Annotated in this window: 18 protein-coding genes; 5 read left to right on the forward strand and 13 right to left on the reverse strand. The window is 73.3% G+C overall.

All coding sequences use genetic code 11. The features are described from left to right. The first annotated feature begins 5 nt into the window (after positions 1-5). Entirely contained in the window at positions 6-1,718 is a 1,713-nt protein-coding gene (locus ACFF45_RS06225; protein WP_381342982.1) for a sodium/solute symporter, read from the forward strand. A 568-nt stretch (positions 1,719-2,286) separates the two neighbouring features. Then, positions 2,287-3,492, forward strand: coding sequence for a sensor histidine kinase (locus ACFF45_RS06230; protein WP_381342984.1), 1,206 nt, complete (start codon positions 2,287-2,289; stop codon positions 3,490-3,492). Between the two features lie 10 nt (positions 3,493-3,502). On the opposite strand, the gene ACFF45_RS06235 is transcribed toward ACFF45_RS06230, so the two are convergent. The 5 genes from ACFF45_RS06235 to ACFF45_RS06255 all read right to left on the reverse strand — a co-directional run bounded on the left by ACFF45_RS06235 (position 3,503) and on the right by ACFF45_RS06255 (position 8,130). After that, a complete protein-coding gene (locus ACFF45_RS06235) occupies positions 3,503-3,673 on the reverse strand; it encodes a hypothetical protein (RefSeq protein ID WP_381342987.1) in 171 nt (56 codons plus the stop codon). 200 nt (positions 3,674-3,873) lie between these two features. Beyond that, a complete protein-coding gene (locus ACFF45_RS06240; protein WP_381342989.1) occupies positions 3,874-4,824 on the reverse strand; it encodes a cytochrome c oxidase assembly protein in 951 nt (316 codons plus the stop codon). Between the two features lie 104 nt (positions 4,825-4,928). Further along, positions 4,929-5,954, reverse strand: a complete 1,026-nt coding sequence (locus ACFF45_RS06245; protein WP_381342992.1) for a 6-phosphofructokinase — start codon at positions 5,952-5,954, stop codon at positions 4,929-4,931. A gap of 188 nt (positions 5,955-6,142) precedes the next feature. After that, positions 6,143-6,871, reverse strand: coding sequence for a type 1 glutamine amidotransferase (locus ACFF45_RS06250; protein WP_381342995.1), 729 nt, complete (start codon positions 6,869-6,871; stop codon positions 6,143-6,145). A 20-nt stretch (positions 6,872-6,891) separates the two neighbouring features. Then, on the reverse strand, positions 6,892-8,130 hold the full coding sequence (locus ACFF45_RS06255; protein WP_381342997.1) for a Mur ligase family protein: 1,239 nt from the start codon (positions 8,128-8,130) through the stop codon (positions 6,892-6,894). Positions 8,131-8,278: 148 nt separating this feature from the next. Between ACFF45_RS06255 and def the strand changes: the two genes are divergently transcribed. Next, on the forward strand, positions 8,279-8,818 hold the full coding sequence (gene def, locus ACFF45_RS06260) for a peptide deformylase (RefSeq protein ID WP_381343000.1): 540 nt from the start codon (positions 8,279-8,281) through the stop codon (positions 8,816-8,818). Between the two features lie 98 nt (positions 8,819-8,916). Here the strand turns inward: def and ACFF45_RS06265 are convergent, their stop codons facing one another. Then, the gene (locus ACFF45_RS06265; RefSeq protein WP_381343002.1) at positions 8,917-9,558 is read right to left on the reverse strand and encodes a TetR/AcrR family transcriptional regulator; all 642 of its coding nucleotides are present in this window, start codon (positions 9,556-9,558) and stop codon (positions 8,917-8,919) included. 169 nt (positions 9,559-9,727) lie between these two features. Here ACFF45_RS06265 and ACFF45_RS06270 point away from each other — a divergent pair, with 169 nt between their 5' ends. Next, entirely contained in the window at positions 9,728-10,954 is a 1,227-nt protein-coding gene (locus ACFF45_RS06270; protein WP_381343005.1) for an acyl-CoA dehydrogenase family protein, read from the forward strand. A gap of 36 nt (positions 10,955-10,990) precedes the next feature. Here ACFF45_RS06270 and ACFF45_RS06275 read toward each other — a convergent pair whose 3' ends face one another. From ACFF45_RS06275 to ACFF45_RS06305, 7 genes are all read right to left on the reverse strand, one after another. Then, the gene (locus ACFF45_RS06275) at positions 10,991-11,512 is read right to left on the reverse strand and encodes a cupin domain-containing protein (protein ID WP_381343008.1); all 522 of its coding nucleotides are present in this window, start codon (positions 11,510-11,512) and stop codon (positions 10,991-10,993) included. An 86-nt stretch (positions 11,513-11,598) separates the two neighbouring features. Next, positions 11,599-12,744 (reverse strand): type III polyketide synthase, encoded by a 1,146-nt coding sequence (locus tag ACFF45_RS06280; protein WP_381343010.1) that lies wholly within the window; start codon positions 12,742-12,744, stop codon positions 11,599-11,601. Positions 12,745-12,843: 99 nt separating this feature from the next. Next, a complete protein-coding gene (locus tag ACFF45_RS06285; RefSeq protein WP_381343012.1) occupies positions 12,844-13,080 on the reverse strand; it encodes a DUF6213 family protein in 237 nt (78 codons plus the stop codon). Positions 13,081-13,105: 25 nt separating this feature from the next. Next, positions 13,106-14,491, reverse strand: a complete 1,386-nt coding sequence (locus tag ACFF45_RS06290) for an NADP-dependent succinic semialdehyde dehydrogenase (protein WP_381343015.1) — start codon at positions 14,489-14,491, stop codon at positions 13,106-13,108. A 76-nt stretch (positions 14,492-14,567) separates the two neighbouring features. Next, positions 14,568-15,032 (reverse strand): NUDIX hydrolase, encoded by a 465-nt coding sequence (locus ACFF45_RS06295; protein ID WP_381343018.1) that lies wholly within the window; start codon positions 15,030-15,032, stop codon positions 14,568-14,570. Next, positions 15,029-16,567 (reverse strand): ATP-dependent DNA ligase, encoded by a 1,539-nt coding sequence (locus ACFF45_RS06300; RefSeq protein ID WP_381343021.1) that lies wholly within the window; start codon positions 16,565-16,567, stop codon positions 15,029-15,031. The genes ACFF45_RS06295 and ACFF45_RS06300 overlap by 4 nt, the downstream gene beginning before the upstream one ends. Before the next feature lie 29 nt (positions 16,568-16,596). Beyond that, a complete protein-coding gene (locus tag ACFF45_RS06305) occupies positions 16,597-17,631 on the reverse strand; it encodes an NAD(P)/FAD-dependent oxidoreductase (RefSeq protein WP_381343023.1) in 1,035 nt (344 codons plus the stop codon). A 77-nt stretch (positions 17,632-17,708) separates the two neighbouring features. On the opposite strand from ACFF45_RS06305, the gene ACFF45_RS06310 reads away from it, so the two are divergent. Then, a complete protein-coding gene (locus ACFF45_RS06310) occupies positions 17,709-18,281 on the forward strand; it encodes a helix-turn-helix domain-containing protein (RefSeq protein WP_381343026.1) in 573 nt (190 codons plus the stop codon). The last annotated feature ends 50 nt before the right edge of the window (positions 18,282-18,331 follow it).

Genomic DNA, 18,331 nt, shown 5'->3' on the forward strand with positions numbered 1-18,331 from the left:
CCCGCGTGTACTCCGGTTACGCCGTCCCCGCCGTCGCCCTGGTCGTCGTGGCGACCGTCCTCGTCGGCGCCTTCGGGCTGCGCATCTCCCGGACCACCTCCGACTTCTACGTCGCCTCCCGCACCGTCGGCCCCCGCCTGAACGCCGCCGCGATCAGCGGCGAGTACCTCTCGGCCGCGTCCTTCCTCGGCATCGCGGGACTGGTCCTCGTGCAGGGCCCGGACATGCTCTGGTACCCGGTCGGCTACACGGCCGGGTACCTGGTGCTCCTCGTGTTCGTCGCCGCCCCGCTGCGCCGCTCCGGCGCCTACACGCTGCCCGACTTCGCCGAGGCCCGCCTCGCCTCCCCGGCGGTACGGCGGCTCGCGGGCGCCTTCGTCGTCGGCGTCGGCTGGCTGTACCTGCTGCCCCAGTTGCAGGGCGCCGGACTGACGCTGACCGTGCTGACCGGCGCGCCCGACTCGCTCGGCGGCGTCATCGTGGCCGTCGTCGTGACCGCGATCGTGGCGGCGGGCGGCATGCGCAGCATCACGTTCGTGCAGGCCTTCCAGTACTGGCTGAAACTCACCGCCCTGCTGGTCCCGGCCCTCTTCCTGGTTCTCGCCTGGCAGGGCGACGACGGCCCGCGCGACGCCTTCGACGAACCGGCCGCCTTCCGCGAACAGCGGGTCGTCCGCGTCGACGACACCCTCGACCTGAGACTCGACCGCCCGCTGACGGTGACGGTGACCGGCACCGTCGACGCACGCGCCTACCGGGAACGGCGGCTGGAGCTGCCGGCCGGCACCCACCGCATCGAGCAGGGCACCCGCCTGACCTTCGCCGAGGGCACCCCCGTCCCCACGGCCGGCACCGCCGGTGGCGGCGGTCTGTCGTCGGCGCGGGCCGAGAGCGGTGAGGAACGGCCGCTGTACGCCACATACGGACTGATCCTCGCCACCTTCCTCGGCACCATGGGCCTGCCGCACGTCGTCGTCCGCTTCTACACCAGCCCGCACGGCGTCGCCGCCCGCCGCACGACGGTCGCCGTGCTCGCCCTGGTCGGCGCCTTCTACCTGCTGCCGCCGGTGTACGGCGCCCTCGGCCGCATCTACGCCCCCGAACTCACCCTCACCGGCGACGCGGACGCGGCGGTCCTGCTGCTGCCGGAGCGCATGATCGGCGGCCTCGGCGGCGATCTGCTGGGCGCGCTGGTGGCGGGCGGCGCCTTCGCGGCGTTCCTGTCCACGGCGTCCGGGCTGACCATGGCGGTGGCCGGCGTGCTCACGCAGGACGTGCTGCCGGCGCGGGGCGTGCGGCACTTCCGGCTCGGCACGGTCGCGGCGATGGCCGCGCCACTCGCGGCGAGCGTGCCGGCGGGCGGGCTGCCCGTGGCGGACGCGGTGGGGCTGGCCTTCGCCGTGTCGGCGTCGTCCTTCTGCCCGCTGCTGGTGCTCGGCATCTGGTGGCGGCGGCTGACCCCGCCGGGCGCGGCGGCCGGGATGCTGGTGGGCGGCGGTTCGGCGCTCCTGGCGGTGGCCGCCACCATGGCGGGACTCCCGGGCGCCGGCCCGCTGCACGCCCTGCTCACCTGGCCCGCGCTGTGGTCGGTGCCGCTCGGCTTCCTGACCATGGTGCTGGTGTCCCTGGCCACCCCGGACCGCGTGCCCGCGGGGACGGCGGCGATCCTGGCCCGCTTCCATCTGCCGGAGGAAGTCCACGCGGAGGTGAAGCCGTGAACCGCGGCTGCGGGAGAGGGGACGCGGGGAGCGCGGGCACGCGCGGAAGAGGCGCTGGGATGCGCGCGGGTGCGCGGCGGGCCGGTGGGGGCGTGCGTGCGGGGGTGCGTGGGGCTGGCGGGGGGCTGAGCCGCTCGCGGCGGGGCGGCGGGGGGCTGTGTGCGGGTGCGTCGGGGACCAGTGGGGGCAGGCGTGCGGGTGCGTGCGGGACCGGCGAGGGGTTGGGCGCGGGCTCGGGCCGGGGCGGCGACGGGGTGCGCGCGGGTGCGTGGGGGCCTGGTGGGGGCGTGCGTGCGGGGGTGCGTGGGGCTGGTGGGGGGCTGAGCCGCTCGCGGCGGGGCGGCGGGGGGCTGTGTGCGGGTGCGTCGGGGACCAGTGGGGGCAGGCGTGCGGGTGCGTGCGGGACCGGCGAGGGGTTGGGCGCGGGCTCGGGCCGGGGCGGTGGGGGCGTGCGCGCGGGTGCGTGGGGGCCTGGTGGGGGCGTGCGTGCGAGCGGGCGCGGGGCCCGTGGCGGGCTGCTCCCAGGCCCGTGCGGAGGCTCGCACGGGGCCGGTGGGGAGGAGACGGCGTGAGCGGTTTCGTCGCCGGGCTGTGCGTCGCCGTGCTTCCGCTGCTCGCCGCCGGCTTCTGGCTGGGCCGGCGCACGGCCCGCCCCGAGAGCCTCGGAGGCCTCGGCACCCCCGTCGAGCACGCCACCTTCCAGACCCTGCACGCCGCGTCGCTCGCCGCGCCCCCGCTGCGCGCCGGCCTCACCGAGGAGACGGCCCGCAAGTCCGCCCGCAGACTGCGCTCCCTGCTCGGCACGGACGCCCTGTGCCTCACCGACGACACGCAGGTCCTGGCCTGGGACGGCGTCGGCGCCCATCACCGAGCCGAGATCACGGAGCGCCTGGCCGGGCCTCTGGAGACCGGCCGCGGCGAGGCCTTCCCGCTCGCCTGCGACATCCCCGACTGCCCCTTGCGCTGGGCCGTGGTCGCCCCGCTCACCGTCGACGACCGCGTGCACGGCGCCCTCGTCGCCTGCGCGCCCCGGGAGTCCGCCGTCCTCGCCCGCGCCGCCGGCGAGGTGGCCCGCTGGGTCTCCGTCCAGCTCGAACTGGCCGACCTCGACCGCTCCCGCACCCGCCTCATCGAGGCCGAGATCAAGGCCCTGCGCGCCCAGATCTCCCCGCACTTCATCTTCAACTCGCTCGCGGTGATCGCCTCGTTCGTCCGCACCGACCCCGAGCGCGCCCGCGAGCTGCTGCTGGAGTTCGCCGACTTCACCCGCTACTCGTTCCGCCGGCACGGCGACTTCACCACCCTCGCCGACGAGCTGCACGCCATCGACCACTACCTGGCGCTGGTCCGCGCCCGCTTCGGCGACCGCCTCTCCGTCACGCTGCAGATCGCCCCCGAGGTGCTCCCGGTGGCGCTGCCCTTCCTCTGCCTCCAGCCGCTGGTCGAGAACGCCGTCAAGCACGGCCTGGAGGGCAAGGCGGGCACGTGCCGCATCAGCATCACCGCCCAGGACACCGGCGCCGAGGCCCTCGTCGTGATCGAGGACGACGGCGCCGGCATGGACCCCGTCCTGCTGCGCCGCATCCTGGCCGGTGAGGTCAGCCGGTCGGGCGGGATCGGGCTGTCCAACGTCGACGACCGGCTCCGGCAGGTCTACGGCGACGACTACGGCCTCGTCATCGAGACCGCCGTCGGCGCGGGCATGAAGGTCACCGCCCGGCTGCCGAAGTACCAGCCGGGGGTGCACTCGGCGGGGCGGCTCCCCCGCGCGTGATCCGGCCCCGTCAGGTGCTGTGGGTGGCCACCATCCCCAGGGTGATCAGGCCCAGCACGACCCAGCCGAACCACAGCCAGCCGTTGCTGCCGAGCGCCACCGTGTAGGCGGTCACCGCGACGAGTCCGCCGACGGTGATCACCCCCATCGTCTTCGTAGAGCTGTCCGTGGAACCGGGCATCGCAACACCCTCCTCTGGTCCGTTCCCTCCCATGGTGCCCCCGTTGCGCCTCCGCACGATGCGGACGGCGAAATGAGGGCCGGATTTCCAGAGCATGTGCGACGAACTGGTGCTCGATCCAGGCCGGCGGGAACACCGGAGGCCCTTCTGCCGCGGCCGGCGGGAACACCGGAGGCCGTCCCGCCGCGGCGGCGGGCCGGTCAGCTGCCGCGTGCGTTCAGCGACGCCAGATAGGCGTTGTACGCCTCCAGCTCCTTGTCGCCGTCACGGTCGGCCGCCCGGTCCTTGCGCCGCGCCTGCCGCTGGTCCGAGGCGTACCACTGGAACATCAGCGCGATCAGCACCAGCACGGACGGGATCTCACTGAACGCCCAGGCGATGCCGCCCGCCGCGTTCTGGTCGGCGAGCGCGTCGATGCCGAGCGAGGCGGGCGGGTCGGTGTACGTCTCCACCATGGGTGTCGACGCCATCATCAGGGCGATGCCGAAGAACGCGTGGAACGGCATGCCCGCGAACAGTTCCAGCATCCGCATCAGATATCCGGGGCGGTGCGGCCCCGGGTCCACGCCGATGATGGGCCAGAAGAACACCACACCGGTGGCGAAGAAGTGCACCATCATCGCGATGTGCCCCGGCTTGGAGCCCATCAGGAAGTCGAAGACCGGCGTGAAGTACAGCGCGTAGAGGCTGGCGATGAACAGCGGGATGGTGAACGCCGGGTGCGTGATGATCCGCATGTAGCGGCTGTGCAGCAGCGCCAGCAGCAGCTCCCGCGGCCCCTTGTGGCCCCGGGCGGCCGGCGGCAGGGCGCGCAGTGCGAGCGTGACCGGGGCGCCGAGCAGGATCAGGATCGGCGACAGCATGCTGATCACCATGTGCTGCACCATGTGCACGCTGAACATGACCATGCCGTAGTCGTTCAGCCGGGTGCACATCATCAGCCCGACGGTCAGCACGCCGGTGACGAAGGACACGGTCCGCGCGACCGGCCAGCCGTCCCCGCGCCGCCGCAGCCGGACGACGCCCCACCCGTACAGCGCGAGCGCCAGCAGGCAGGCCACGAGGAAGAACGGCTCCGCCGACCACTGAAGCCCCCGCCCCAGCGTGAACGGCGGCAAGTCCATGGGCATGCCGTGCCCGCTGTGATCCATGCGACGGCTCCTGATTCGTGCGGGTTGTACTGTCTGTCCGCCCCAAGACTAGAACCGCCCCCGGCGAACGATGTCACCGGGGCGTCTCGGGGCCGGACGGACGGCTACAGCACGAACTCCGCCTCGGCGTACCTGTCCGCGGGCACGGTCTTCAGCGTCTCGACCGCCTCGGCCAGCGGCACCATCACGATGTCGGTGCCCTTCAGCGCGGTCATCATCCCGAACTGGCCCCGGTGCGCGGCCTCCACCGCGTGCCACCCGAACCGCGTGGCCAGCACCCGGTCGTACGCGGTCGGCGTGCCACCGCGCTGGACGTGCCCGAGGATGACCGGCCGCGCCTCCTTGCCGAGCCGGTTCTCCAGCTCGACGGAGAGCTGCCGCGCGACCCCCGCGAACCGCTCGTGCCCGTAGACGTCCTTGCCGCCCTCGTCGAACGTCATGGTGCCGGGGCGCGGCTTCGCCCCCTCCGCCGCGACGACGATCGCGAACCGCTTGCCCGCCTCGAACCGCTCACCGACCCGCGCGGCCAGCTCCTCGATGTCGAAGGGCCGCTCGGGGACGACGATGGCGTGGGCGCCCGCCGCCATGCCCGAGTGCAGGGCGATCCACCCGGTGTGCCGGCCCATGACCTCCACGATCAGCACCCGCTGGTGCGACTCGGCGGTGGTCTTCAACCGGTCCAGTGCCTCGGTGGCGACGGTCACCGCGGTGTCGAAGCCGAACGTCACGTCGGTCACGGCGATGTCGTTGTCGATGGTCTTCGGCACACCCACGACGGGCAGCCCGCCGTCCGACAGCAGCCGGGCCGCCTTGAGCGTGCCCTCGCCGCCGATCGGGATGACCGCGTCCAGACCGAGCTCCTTGAGATGCCCCCTGGCCCGCTCCACGCCGTCGCGCAGATGTTCGGGACGGACCCGGGAGGAACCGAGGATGGTGCCGCCGCGGGCGAGGATGCCGCCCACCGCGTCAAGGTCGAGCTTGAGGTAGTCGCACTCCAGGAGGCCCTTCCAGCCGTCACGGAAGCCGATGACCTCGTCGCCGTGGTCGGCGACGGCGCGGTGCACGACGGACCGGATGACGGCGTTCAGGCCGGGGCAGTCGCCGCCGGACGTGAGGACACCAATGCGCATAGCCCCAAATACCTTCTCGACGTGGGCCGGATCCGGACCACGCTGTCCGGCTCGATCCCCGCCACCCTAGCGGCACCGGGGGGCGGGACCGAACCGTGCGTCCGACTGCTGGACGGCCCCGCTCAGCTGTGCGGACGGACCGTCAGACGGGCTCTCGAAAAGGCGCCGGGCCCGCCGGCGGACGCGCCTCAGGCGGGCTGCTGCGCCGCCGTGATGCGCTCGTCGCGCAGCGCCTCGTACCAGCGGTCGTCGGTCGGCGGCAGGGCGTTGACGTCGAGCGCCAGCTTCAGCAGCAGGTCGGCGATCTGCGGGTTGCGGGCCAGCACCGGGCCGTGCATGTAGGTGCCGAACACGGTGTCGTTGTACGCGCCCTCGGTGCCGTCGCCGGTGCCGTTGCCGTTGCCGAACCGCACCCGCGCGAGCGGGCGCGCGGTCGGGCCGAGGTGGGTGACGCCCTGGTGGTTCTCGAAGCCGGTCAGCGGGGGCAGGCCCAGGCGCGGGTCGATGTCGCCGAGCACGTCACCGACGCACCGCGTGCCCTCGCCGCGCGCGGACACCACGTCCAGCAGCCCGAGGCCGGGCTCGCGCTGGCCGAGGTCGTTGATGAACTCGTGGCCGAGGATCTGGTACCCGGCGCACACCGAGAACACGATCGCGCCGTTCCCGACCGCCCGGTACAGGCCGCCGTCCCGGCGCAGCCGCTCGGCCGCGAGCCGCTGCGGACGGTCCTCGCCGCCGCCGACCAGGTAGATGTCGCCGGAGGTCGGGATCGGCTGGTCGCTGCGCACGTCGATCCGGGCCACGTCCAGGCCCCGCTGCCGGGCCCGGCGCTCCAGGACGAGGACGTTGCCCTGGTCGCCGTACGTGCTGAGCAGGTCCGGGTAGATCCAGATGACCCGCAGTTGGCTGTCGCTCACGAGTGTCTCCCGAGTGGTTGTCAGTTGCCGACGCGGCGGCGCAGGTCCTGGAAGGCGGTGTAGTTGGCGATGACCTCGATCCGGCCGGGCGGGGCCTGCTGCACCGCCTGGTCGAGGTTCTCGCAGACCTGGAAGTGCTGGTTGGCGACCTCCAGGCGCACCGCGAGGTCGAGCCCGCGGTCACCGATGACGAAGATCGGGTGGCCGGTCAGCCGCGTGTAGTCGACGTCCCACAGCCAGGAGGTGTCCGTACCGTCGGCGGAGCGCGCGTTCACGGACAGGATCACCGGCGTCGGCGGCGGGTCGATGAGGGAGAACGTCTCCAGCCACCCGGCCGGGTTCTTGGCCAGCAGCAGCCGCAGGTCGCGCTGCATGAACTGCACCACGTCGTACCGCCCGGCCACGGCCTGCACCTGGTACATCCGCTCCAGGGCGACCTGCGGCGGCACGCCGAACACGGCGGCCACGGCGGCCGAGGAGGTGGCGTTCGCCTTGTTGGCGCGGCCCGGCAGCTGGAGGTGGATCGGCCAGGCCGAGCCGTGCGGGTCGAGCACGTGGTCACCGGAGAGCGCCCAGCTCGGCGTGGGCCGGCGGAAGCCGCACTCGGCGCAGAACCAGTCGTCGCCGGGGCGCCGCATCACACCGCCGCAGGACGGGCAGGACCAGGCGTCGTCCTTCCACATCTGCCCGGCGGCGACCCAGATCACGTTGGGGGAGGACGACGCCGCCCACACCACCAGCGGGTCGTCCGCGTTGGCGACGACGACGGCCTTGGTCCCGGCCAGGCCCTCGCGCCAGTTCTCGGCGAGCATCCGGGTCTCGGCGGCGCGGTCGAGCTGGTCCCGGGAGAGGTTCAGCAGCGCGATGCACTTGGGGTCGGTGTCCCGGGCCACCCCGGCGAGGTACTTCTCGTCGACCTCGATGACACCGAACTTGGCGTCCGAGCTTCCGGCCAGCGCCGAGGTGATGCCGGCCGGCATGTTGGCGCCGAGCGCGTTGGACACCACCGGACCGGCGGCGCGCAGCGCCTCGGCGATGAGCCGGGTGGTCGTGGTCTTGCCGTTGGTCGCCGAGACCAGGACCACGTCCAGGTTCTGGGCGAGCCGGGCGAGGAGGTCGGGGTCGAGTTTGAGGGCCACCCGGCCACCGATCACCGAACCGCTGCCGCGCCCCGCTGCGCGCGATGCCGCAGCGACCGCCTTGCCCGCGGTCACGGCCAGCTTGGCCCGCGGCGTGAGCGGGTCCGAGTTGCCTGCCATCAGTTCTCGATCCTCCTTGCGTACGCGCCGCGCCGAAGCATCCGGCAACGTGGTGAGGCCTCAGCCTATCGACCTCCACTCACCTGCCCGAATCGCGGCCCGTGTCTGCGCGGCGGACGCGGACCGAAGGAACCGTACCCTTGCGGTCATGCGACACGGCCCGATCCCGGGCGCCCATGGGCGCGTCCGGCCCCTCATCCTGCTCGGCGACCCCGTACTGCACCAGCCCTGCCGGGAGGTCAGCGACTTCGGAGGCGCCCTGGCGGACCTGGTGGAGGATCTGTTCGCGACGATGTACGCCGCGAACGGGGTCGGCCTGGCCGCCAACCAGATCGGCGAGCCGTCACGGGTCTTCGTGTACGACTGCCCCGACGACGAGGACGTGCGGCACGTGGGCCACGTGGTCAACCCCCGCCTGGTGGAGGCGGACGGTGTGGTGGTCCGCGGCCCGGAGGGCTGCCTGTCGCTGCCGGGCCTGGAGGCGGGGACGGAACGCTTCGACCACGCGGTGGTGGAGGGCTGCACGGCGACCGGGGAGCCGGTCAGGGTCCACGGCACCGGGTTCTTCGCCCGCTGCCTGCAGCACGAGTGCGACCACCTGGCGGGGACCGTCTACGCGGACCGTGTGCGGGGCCTGCGCCGCAGACGCCTGATGCGGCAGGTGGCCCGGGCCTCCTGGCGCCGGTGAACGGCAGGTCGCCCGGCGGTACGGTGAACGGCAGGTCGCCCGGCGGTACGGGGCACCGCGCGAGGGGTCCCTGCCGGCGGGTGAACGGTACACGGCCCTCAGAACCCGGGACCACCCACCCGGTCCCCCGCGGCCGCGAGCCGCCCCCACAGCAGGTCGGCCAGGCTCCGCACCAACTCGGCCCGGGAGCAGGGCCGTTCCCGCAGCCACCAGTCCCCGGCGGCGTGCATCATGCCGACGATCCCGTGCCCCCACACCCGGGCCAGCCGCTGGCTGCCGGGCCCGAGGTCCAGTCGCTCCTCGATCACCTGGGCGAGTTCCTCACCCATCCGCCGCAGCAGCGGCGCGGAGTGCTTGCCCACGTCGAAGCCCTGGTCGCCCGGCGACCCCTCCGCCGGGTGCATCAGGAACCGGTACACCTGCGGCCGCGCCTCGATCGCCGCGAGGTAGGTGTCCAGGGTGGCCTCCACCCGCTCACGCCGCTCGGCCGGCGCGTCCAGCGCCGCCCGCAGCGAGTCCAGCAGGGCGTCCGTGTGCCGCTTGGCCAGCGCCGCGTACAGCCCGCCCTTGTCGCCGAAGTGGCGGTAGAGGATCGGTTTGGTGATGCCCGCCTCGGCGGCGATGGCGTTCATCGACGCCTGCGGGCCGTCCCGCAGCACGACCCGGTCGGCGGCCTCCAGCAGCTCACGCCGTCGGCGGTCGGCGGACCGCTTCTGCTCGGTCCGCTGCGTGGTGTCCATGAGCTCTCCCCACCCGTGCTGAATCGGTGACGCCAGCGCAAACTAACACCCGACTCGCCCGGGACTTCGAACGGGCTGCCGAGGAGCGGTCGTGAGTTGACTTTTCCTACCCGCGGGTAACAGACTGTTGTTACCGCAAGTAACATGCACGTGCGCCGCTGGAGGGGACATGGCCGGGTTCACCATGGAGCTCAACGACGAACAGAAGGAGGTCCGGGACTGGCTGCACGGTTTCGCCGCCGACGTCATCCGCCCCGCGGCCGCCGAATGGGACGAGCGTGAGGAGACTCCCTGGCCGGTCATCCAGGAGGCCGCCAAGGTCGGCATCTACTCCCTCGACTTCTACGCCCAGCAGTACTTCGACCCCACCGGCCTCGGCATCCCGATGGCCATGGAGGAGCTGTTCTGGGGCGACGCCGGCATCGCCCTGTCGATCGTCGGCACCGGCCTCGCGGCCGTGGGCGTGCTCGCCAACGGCACCGAGGAGCAGATCGGCACCTGGATCCCGCAGATGTACGGCGACGCCGACGACGTCAAGGTCGCCGCCTTCTGCTCCTCCGAGCCCGACGCCGGATCGGACGTGGCGTCCCTGCGCACCCGCGCCGTGTACGACGAGGCCAAGGACGAGTGGGTGCTCAACGGCACCAAGACCTGGGCCACCAACGGCGGCATCGCCGACGTCCACGTCGTCGTCGCGGTCGTCGACCCCGGGCTGGGCTCCAAGGGCCACGCCTCCTTCATCGTCCCGCCGAACACGCCGGGGCTCTCCCAGGGGCAGAAGTTCAAGAAGCACGGCATCCGCGCCTCGCACACCGCCGAGGTGGTCCTCGACGACGTCCGCGTCCCCGGCTCCTGCCTGCTCGGCGGCAGGGAGAAGCTGGACGAGCGGCTGGCGCGGGCCCGGGAGAAGGCCCGGGTCGGCGGTGAGCGGGTGAGGAACGCGGCGATGGCCACCTTCGAGGCGTCCCGCCCGGCGGTCGGCGCCATGGCGGTCGGCACCGCCCGCGCCGCGTACGAGGTGGCGCTGGAGTACGCCACGACCCGTGAGCAGTTCGGCCGGCCGATCATCGACAACCAGGGCGTGGCGTTCCAGCTCGCGGACATGCGCACGTCCGTCGACGCGGCGCGGCTGCTGGTGTGGCGGGCGTCCTGGATGGCGGCCAACGGCAGGCCGTTCACCGCCGCCGAGGGGTCGATGTCCAAGCTGTTCGCCAGTGAGACGGCCAAGACGGTCACCGCCCAGGCCATCCAGATCCTGGGCGGCAACGGCTACACGCGGGAGTACCCGGTGGAGCGGATGCACCGCGACGCCGCCATCTACACGATCTTCGAAGGGACGAGCGAGATCCAGCGTCTGGTGATCGCCCGGACGATCTCCGGCATGTCCATCCGGTGACCCCCGGTCCGGCCCCCGGTCCCCGGGCCCGGTCGCTCATCTGTGCCGCAGCGGCGTCAGCTGCTGGATGTCGTAGCGGGCGCGCAGCTGTTCGATCGCCGCGTGGTCCGGCGGGCCCCCGTCCCGCAGGATCTCCAGCAGTTCCTCGAAGTAGCGCTCGTGGTCCGGCGGCGGGGACGCCTGGAAGAACATCTTCGCGGGGGTCTCCGTCGGGTTGGCGAAGGCGTGCGGGCAGCCGGGCGGTACGACGATGACCGTGCCCGGTGTCGCCCGCACCACCCGGTTGCCCGAAGGGGACTCCCAGCGCTGCCAGTTGTCGGGGGTCCGCACGCGAGGCTCGAAGGCGAGCACGTCCAGCTCGCCCTCGAGCACGTAGAACAGCTCCTCGCTGCGGGTGTGCACATGAGCGCCCACGTCGAAGCCCGGGGGGACGATCACCTCGAAGGTGGACGCCGTCCGGGAGTGCGCGCCGGTCACCTTGAACGTGACGTGCTGGGCCGGGGTCTGGACGATCCGGCCGCGCCCCGGCGGCACCAGCAGTCCCTCGGTCGCGGTCACCGGGTGCTCACCGGGTCGCGGGCGGGGCGTCGGCCGGCGGCCCGGAGGGGCGGGCGCCCCTCCGGGTGGTCGTCTCCTCGCTCATCTCACGCCGTCCCGTCGGTCTGCCAGCGGCCCACGGACATCTCCGCGGTGATGCCGGGACCGAACCCGGCGAGCAGTCCGCGCGCCTCGTGCTCGGCGCCGCCGTCGTCGAACAGCCGGCGCAGCGCGTCCAGTACGACGGCGCTGGCGATGTTGCCGTACTCGGTGAGCGTGGCCCGGCTGAACCGGAAGGCGTGCGGCTCGACCTCCAGGAACTTGCTGAGGTCGTCGAGGATGCGGGGGCCGCCGGCGTGGATGATGTAGAAGTCCAGGTCGGAGGCGTCCCAGCCGTGGGCGCCGGCCAGCTCGTGCAGCGCCGGCGCGAGCGGCTCCATGGTCCCGGGCACCCGCTTGTCCAGCAGGAAGTGGAAGCCCGTGGCCCGGACGTCGTACGAGATCCAGTCCTCGGTCTTGGGGATCAGGTACGAGCCGTTGCGCTCCAGCTTCACGCCGGTGCCGCCGCGGCCGCGGACCACGGCCGCGGCGATGCCGTCGCCGAACAGGCCGTTGGACAGCAGCGATCCGACACCGAGGTCGGTGGGCTGATAGCACAGCGAGCAGAACTCGCAGGCCACGATCAGCACGTTGCCGTCGGGGTAGGCCATGCAGAAGTCGTGGGCCCGGTTGATCGCCGCGCCGCCGGCCGCACAGCCCAGCTGGGCTATGGGTATCTGGCGGGTGTTGCTGGAGAAGTCCATCGCGTTGATCAGCCAGGCCGTGAGCGAGGGCATCATGAAGCCCGTGCACGACACGTAGATGATCGCGTCGATGTCGCCGGTGAGCATCTCGGCGTCGTCGAGGGCCCGTTGCACCACCGCCGGCACCCGGGCCTTGGCCTCGGCCTCGTAGATCTTGTTGCGCGTCTCGAACCCGGGGTGCTTGAGGGTCTCCTCGATGGGCTGCACGATGTGCCGGGTGCGCACGCCGGTGTTCTCGATCAGCCGGAGGGCCAGCGGGAGTTGGGGATGGTCGGGGTGCCGGGAGCGGGCCAGCTCCAGCGTCTCCTCCATCGTGATCACGTGCTCTGGAACGGACACCGAGGGTCTGCACAAAGTCGCCATGAACCGTGCCTGCTTTCGCCGTCCGGAAGGCTCTTGGCCCCGGTCAGAAGGTGGTTCACCTCCGGGGAGGTGTAAACCCACGATCACCCGGGAGGCCCGCGATCTCTCGCCGGATTACTCCGTCCAGGCGACACCGCATCGCGGCCGTGGACCACAAAGCGCAGGTCAGAGGCGATGTAAAAGGGGCTAGGAGCTGGCCCCGCTGCTGTGCGCGATGCACGCCACGTCGATCCGGTCGGCCAGCTTGGCCAGCTCGATGGTGAGCGCGGCCACCGTGTCCTCGTCGAGCCCGTCCTGCCCGGCCTCGACGAGCCGCAGCCACCTCCCGCCCACCGTGCGGAGCAGCTTGCTCACGTCGGCCGCGGCCACCTGCAAGGTACCGCGGTCGTCGACGATCAGAGGCAGGGTCACTTCGCGGTTCACACGAGGGATCGTAGCCCCGGAACCCTTACGCTCCGTGCCATACGGTCGTGATGTTGCAGAACTCGCGGATTCCGTGCCCGGACAGCTCACGGCCGTACCCGGACCGCTTCACACCCCCGAACGGGAACGCCGGGTGCGAGGCGGTCATCCCGTTGACGTACACCCCGCCCGCCTCCAGGTCCCGGACGAACCGGTCGACCTCGGACTCCTCGCGGGTCCAGACGTTGGAACTCAGTCCGAACGGGGAGTCGTTGGCGATCAGCACCGCCTCGTCCAGGTCCCCCGCCCGGTACAGCGTGGCGACCGGGCCGAACGTCTCCTCGCGGTGGACGCGCATCTCGCGGGTGATGCCGGCGAGGACCGTCGGCGGGTAGTACCAGCCGTCCCCCTCGGGCCGCTCGCCCCCGCACAGCACCGTCGCGCCGAAGCGCCGGGCGTCGTCCACCAGCTCCTCCAGATCGGCCCGCCCCCGCTCGCTGGCCAGCGGCCCGACCTCCGTCTCCTCGGCCAGCGGATCGCCGACCCGCAGCGCCCGCATGCCCTCGGTGAAGCGCTCCGCGAAGGCGTCGTACACGTCGGTGTGCACGATGAACCGTTTGGCGGCGATGCAGGACTGCCCGTTGTTCTGCACCCGCGCCGTCACCGCGACCCGCGCCGCGCGGTCGAGGTCCGCCGACGGCATCACGATGAAGGGGTCGCTGCCGCCCAGCTCCAGCACCGTCTTCTTGACCATCTCCCCGGCGGCGGACGCCACCGCGCGTCCGGCGGGCTCGCTGCCGGTCAGGGTCGCCGCCTTGACGCGTTCGTCGCGCAGGATGTCGTCGACCGCGGCGGACCCCACGAGCAGCGTCTGGAAGCAGCCCTCGGCGAAGCCCGCCCGGTGGAACAGGTCCTCCAGGTACAGGGCGGTCTGGGGCACGTTCGAGGCGTGCTTGAGCAGCCCGACGTTGCCCGCCATCAGGGCGGGCGCCGCGAAGCGGACCACCTGCCACAGCGGGAAGTTCCACGGCATCACCGCGAGCACCGGGCCGAGCGGCCGGTAGCGGACCACCGCCCGGGAGGCCCCGGAGTCCGCCACGTCGGCCTCGGCGGGCTCCTCGTCGGCGAGCAGGCGCTCGGCGTTCGCGGCGTACCAGCGCATCGCCTTGGCGCACTTCGCGGCCTCGGCGCGGGCCTGGGCGACCGGCTTGCCCATCTCGGTGGTCAGCACCCGGGCGATGTCGTCCCGGTCCTCGTCCAGGAGGTCGGCGGCCCGGTCCAGCAGCCGCGCACGGTCGGCGAAGCCGCTCTCCCGGTAGGTGCGGAACGTGGCCTCGGCGAGCTGGAGCCGGCGCTCGATCTCTTCCGTGCCCATGGCCTCGTACGTCTTGATCGTCTCGCCGTTCGCCGGGTTCACCGTCGCGATGGGCATGGCTGACCTCCTGGGGAGCGACTGTGCTTCGACCTTCCCGCGCGCCGCCAGGGGCCGCAACGCGGGCGGGCCGTCCTCAGTCCGTGTGCTCCGCCAGGCGGTCGAGAAACGCGGCCTGCGCCTTGACGATCACCGCGCGGGCCCGGTCCGGCGGGAACCACGCCACGCGGTCCAGCTCGGGGAACTCCTGGGTGCGTCCGGACCTCGGCGGCCACTCCATCGTGAAGGTGCCGGGGCTGATGGAGCCGGGGTCGAGGTCCGCCTCGACCGCCCACGCCGTGACGGTCTTTCCGCCGGTCTGCCGGACCTCTCCGAGCGGCACCGCCGTGCCCTCCGGCGGCGGCAGCCCGAGTTCCTCCCGGAACTCCCGGCGGGCCGCCTCCCAGGCGGGCTCCTCGGGGTCGTACTCGCCCTTGGGCACCGTCCAGGCGCCCTCCTCGCGGCGGGCGAAGAAGGGGCCGCCCATGTGACCCAGCAGCACCTCCAGGGCGCCGCCGGTGCGCCGGAACAGCAGCAGGCCCGCGCTGTGCCGGCCCGTCACGGCGCGACCCGCGGGTGCGCGGCCAGCAGTGTCTCGACGGTGTCCGCCTCGTCCGGACGCTTGTCCTCGCGGTAGCGGAGCACGCGGGCGAAGCGGAGGGCGACGCCGGCCGGGTAGCGGGTGGACCGCTGCAGGCCGTCGTAGGCGATCTCCACGACGAGTTCGGGTCGCACCCGCACCACCGGGCCCTCGGACCCGACGGCCAGGTTCTGGAGCCGCTCGGTCTGCCAGGCGAGCATCGCGTCGGTCATGCCCTTGAACGTCTTGCCCAGCATGGCGAAGCCGCCGTCGGCCGTGCGGGCGCCGAGGTGGAGGTTGGAGAGCCTGCCGGTGCGCCGGCCGTGGCCCCACTCGGCGGCCAGCACCACCAGGTCCAGGGTGTGCACGGGCTTGACCTTCAGCCAGGAGGCACCGCGCCGCCCCGCGCTGTACGGGGCGTCGAGCGCCTTGACCACGACGCCCTCGTGGCCGCGGTCGAGGGTCTCGGCGAGGAAGGACTCGGCCGCGGGCAGGTCGCCGGGTCCGGCCACCACGGTGCGCCGCACCCGCATCGGCTCCGGGACCAGCCGGGCCAGTTCCGCGTGCCGCTCGGCGAACGGCAGGTCGAGCAGGTCGCGGCCGTCGACGCTGAGCGCGTCGAAGAAGACGGGGGAGACCGGCACCGCCCGGGCGGCCGTGGCCACGTCCACCCGGGAGCCGACCCGGCCGGCGGTCTCCTGGAACGAGCGCGGCCGGCCCCGCTCGTCGAGGGCGATCACCTCGCCGTCCAGCACGAACCGTTCCCCGCGCAGTTCCCGCGCGGCCGCGGTCAGCTCGGGCAGCCGGTCGGTGATGTCGTCCAGAGCGCGGGTGTAGAGCCGCACCTCGGCGCCGTCGCGGTGCACCTGGACGCGGATGCCGTCCAGCTTCTCCTCCACCGCGCAGGCGCCCAGCCTGCCGACCGCCTCGGACACGGAGGACGCGGTGTGCGCGAGCATCGGCAGCACCGGGCGGCCGACGGTGAGGCGGAACCGGTCCAGGGCGGGCGGGCCGTCGGTGAGCAGGACCTGCGCCACCGTCTGCAGCGAACCCGCCAGCATCACGGCCCGCCGCACGTCCACGGCCGCCGCGCCGGTCGCCTGCGCCAGCCCCTCGACGGCGACCGCTTCCAGCGCGCCCTGGCGGACCTCGCCGGTGATCAGGCCGAGCAGGAAGCGCTGCTCGTCCGCGGTGGCCGCGCCCAGCAGCGCGCCGACCAGCCGGCCCCGCTCGGCCTGCGAGCCGACACCCGTGACCCGGCCGATCGCGGTGAGCCGGGCGTCCACCTCACGCACGGTCAGGGACGGCTCGGCCGCCGGCTCGACCCGCCGGCCGAGCAGCTTCCAGCCGATGCCGAGCCGGCCCTGCGGCAGCCGGCCCGCGAGGTACGGGATGACGACCGGCACGTCGTCCGGCTCCGCGTCCCGGAACAACTCCGCGAGCAGGGCGATCTTGCGGGACCGCGCGGAGGTGGCGGCGACCTCCCGGGAGACGTCGGCGAGCCGGGTCAGCAGCATGCAGTCATGGTGCACCGGCCGGGCCGGGCCTACACCTGGACGGCCGCGTCCAGGTCCGCCATCAGCAGTTCCCCGTTGACGGCGGCGCCCGCGCGGTAGCCGCCGCTCGCCGCGTTCACCACCTGCTCGGCGAAGCCGACGGCGTTGCCCGCGGCCCACACGCCGGGCACGGTCGTCAGGCCCGTCGCGTCCACCACGGGGTACGCGCCGAACGGGGTCTCGCGCAGCTCGGCGCCCAGCCGCTGGAGCAGGGCGGTCCGCGGTACCGCCCGGGGCGCGGTGAACAGCACCTCCCGGTCGTGCACCGTGCCGTCCGCCAGCCGCACCCCGGTGAGCCGGTCGTCCTCGACCACCAGGCCCGCCACCGCGCCGGGCACGACCTCGACCCCGGCCGCGGCGAGCCGGCGCAGGTCGTCGTCGGACAGCTCGTCCTCGGCGACCTCGTGCAGGAAGAACCTCACGTCGCGGGACCACTGGGTGACGATCAGGGCCTGGTGCACGCCGAGCGGGCCGGTGGCGAGCACGCCGAAGGCCCGGTCGCGCACCTCCCAGCCGTGGCAGTACGGGCAGTGCAGCACGTCCCGGCCGAACCGCTCGGCCAGCCGCGGCACCGCCGGCAGCTCGTCCCGCAGGCCGGTGGCGACGACCAGGCGCCGGGCGCGCACGGTCCGGCCGCTCGCGAGCGCCACCGCGAAGTCCGCGCCGCGGGTGACGTCCACCGCCCGGTCCCGGACCAGCCGCACGCCGTACCGCGCGATCTCCTCGCGGCCGGTCGCGAGGAACTCGGCGGGCGGCATGCCGTCCCGGGAGAGATAGCCCTGCATGTGCGCGGCGGGGGCGTTGCGCGGCTCGCCGGCGTCGACGACCAGGGTGCGGCGCCGGGCCCGGCCGAGGACGAGCGCGGCGGACAGGCCCGCCGTGCCGCCGCCGATGACGACCGCTTCGTAGGACTCGGCCCGGCGGGACCCGGTCCGGGGGGACTCGGCCCGGCGGGGACCGGTCTCGGGGGACTCGGCCCCGTGGGCCTTGATGGCAGGGGACTCGGTCTCGGTTGCCTCGGTCATGGTGACCACCTCCGCGGGCACGGTCGCCCGGCCGGTGCGGGATTGACAAATCCCTTTGCCGAATCTGCAATACGGGCATGACGAGTGACGACGTGCTGGCAGGTGTCGGGCCGAGGCTGCGGCGGATCCGCCGGGAGCGGGAGGTGACCCTGGCCGCGCTGTCCGAGGCGACCGGCATCTCGGTGAGCACGCTCTCCCGGCTGGAGTCGGGCCTGCGCAGGCCCAGCCTGGAGTTGCTGCTGCCGATCGCGCAGGCCCACCAGGTGCCGCTGGACGAACTGGTCGGGGCGCCGCCGGTGAGCGATCCGCGGGTGCGGGCCAAGCCGGTCGTGCGGCACGGACGCACCTATCTGCCCCTGACCCGTCAGCCCGGCGGGCTCCAGGCCTACAAGATCGTCGTGCCGCGGCAGCACGCCGATCCGGCCCCGCGCACCCACGAGGGCTACGAGTGGCTGTACGTGCTCTCCGGGAGGCTGCGGGTGGTGCTCGGCGACCACGACGTGGTACTGGCCGCCGGGGAGGCGGCCGAGTTCGACACCCGGGTGCCGCACTGGTTCGGGTCGACGGGAGAGGGGCCGGTGGAGTTCCTGAGCCTGTTCGGGCCGCAGGGCGAGCGGATGCACGTGCGGGCGCGGCCCAAGCAGGCGTGACGCCCCCGACTGTTCCCCGATCGGCAAGCGACCGCTTAGTATGCGTGTGA

The sequence above is a fragment of the Streptomyces cinereospinus genome (genome assembly GCF_042430725.1).
Classification (GTDB): domain Bacteria; phylum Actinomycetota; class Actinomycetes; order Streptomycetales; family Streptomycetaceae; genus Streptomyces; species Streptomyces cinereospinus.

Bases quoted from the DNA above. Each gene is read 5' to 3' on its own strand.
- def (WP_381343000.1), top strand. From the start codon at position 8,279: ATGCGACACGGCCCGATCCCGGGCGCCCATGGGCGCGTCCGGCCCCTC.
- ACFF45_RS06270 (WP_381343005.1), top strand. From the start codon at position 9,728: ATGGCCGGGTTCACCATGGAGCTCAACGACGAACAGAAGGAGGTCCGG.
- ACFF45_RS06300 (WP_381343021.1), bottom strand. From the start codon at position 16,567: ATGCTGCTGACCCGGCTCGCCGACGTCTCCCGGGAGGTCGCCGCCACC.
- ACFF45_RS06235 (WP_381342987.1), bottom strand. From the start codon at position 3,673: ATGCCCGGTTCCACGGACAGCTCTACGAAGACGATGGGGGTGATCACC.
- ACFF45_RS06310 (WP_381343026.1), top strand. From the start codon at position 17,709: ATGACGAGTGACGACGTGCTGGCAGGTGTCGGGCCGAGGCTGCGGCGG.
- ACFF45_RS06265 (WP_381343002.1), bottom strand. From the start codon at position 9,558: ATGGACACCACGCAGCGGACCGAGCAGAAGCGGTCCGCCGACCGCCGA.
- ACFF45_RS06245 (WP_381342992.1), bottom strand. From the start codon at position 5,954: ATGCGCATTGGTGTCCTCACGTCCGGCGGCGACTGCCCCGGCCTGAAC.
- ACFF45_RS06290 (WP_381343015.1), bottom strand. From the start codon at position 14,491: ATGCCCATCGCGACGGTGAACCCGGCGAACGGCGAGACGATCAAGACG.
- ACFF45_RS06305 (WP_381343023.1), bottom strand. From the start codon at position 17,631: ATGACCGAGGCAACCGAGACCGAGTCCCCTGCCATCAAGGCCCACGGG.
- ACFF45_RS06255 (WP_381342997.1), bottom strand. From the start codon at position 8,130: ATGGCAGGCAACTCGGACCCGCTCACGCCGCGGGCCAAGCTGGCCGTG.
- ACFF45_RS06240 (WP_381342989.1), bottom strand. From the start codon at position 4,824: ATGGATCACAGCGGGCACGGCATGCCCATGGACTTGCCGCCGTTCACG.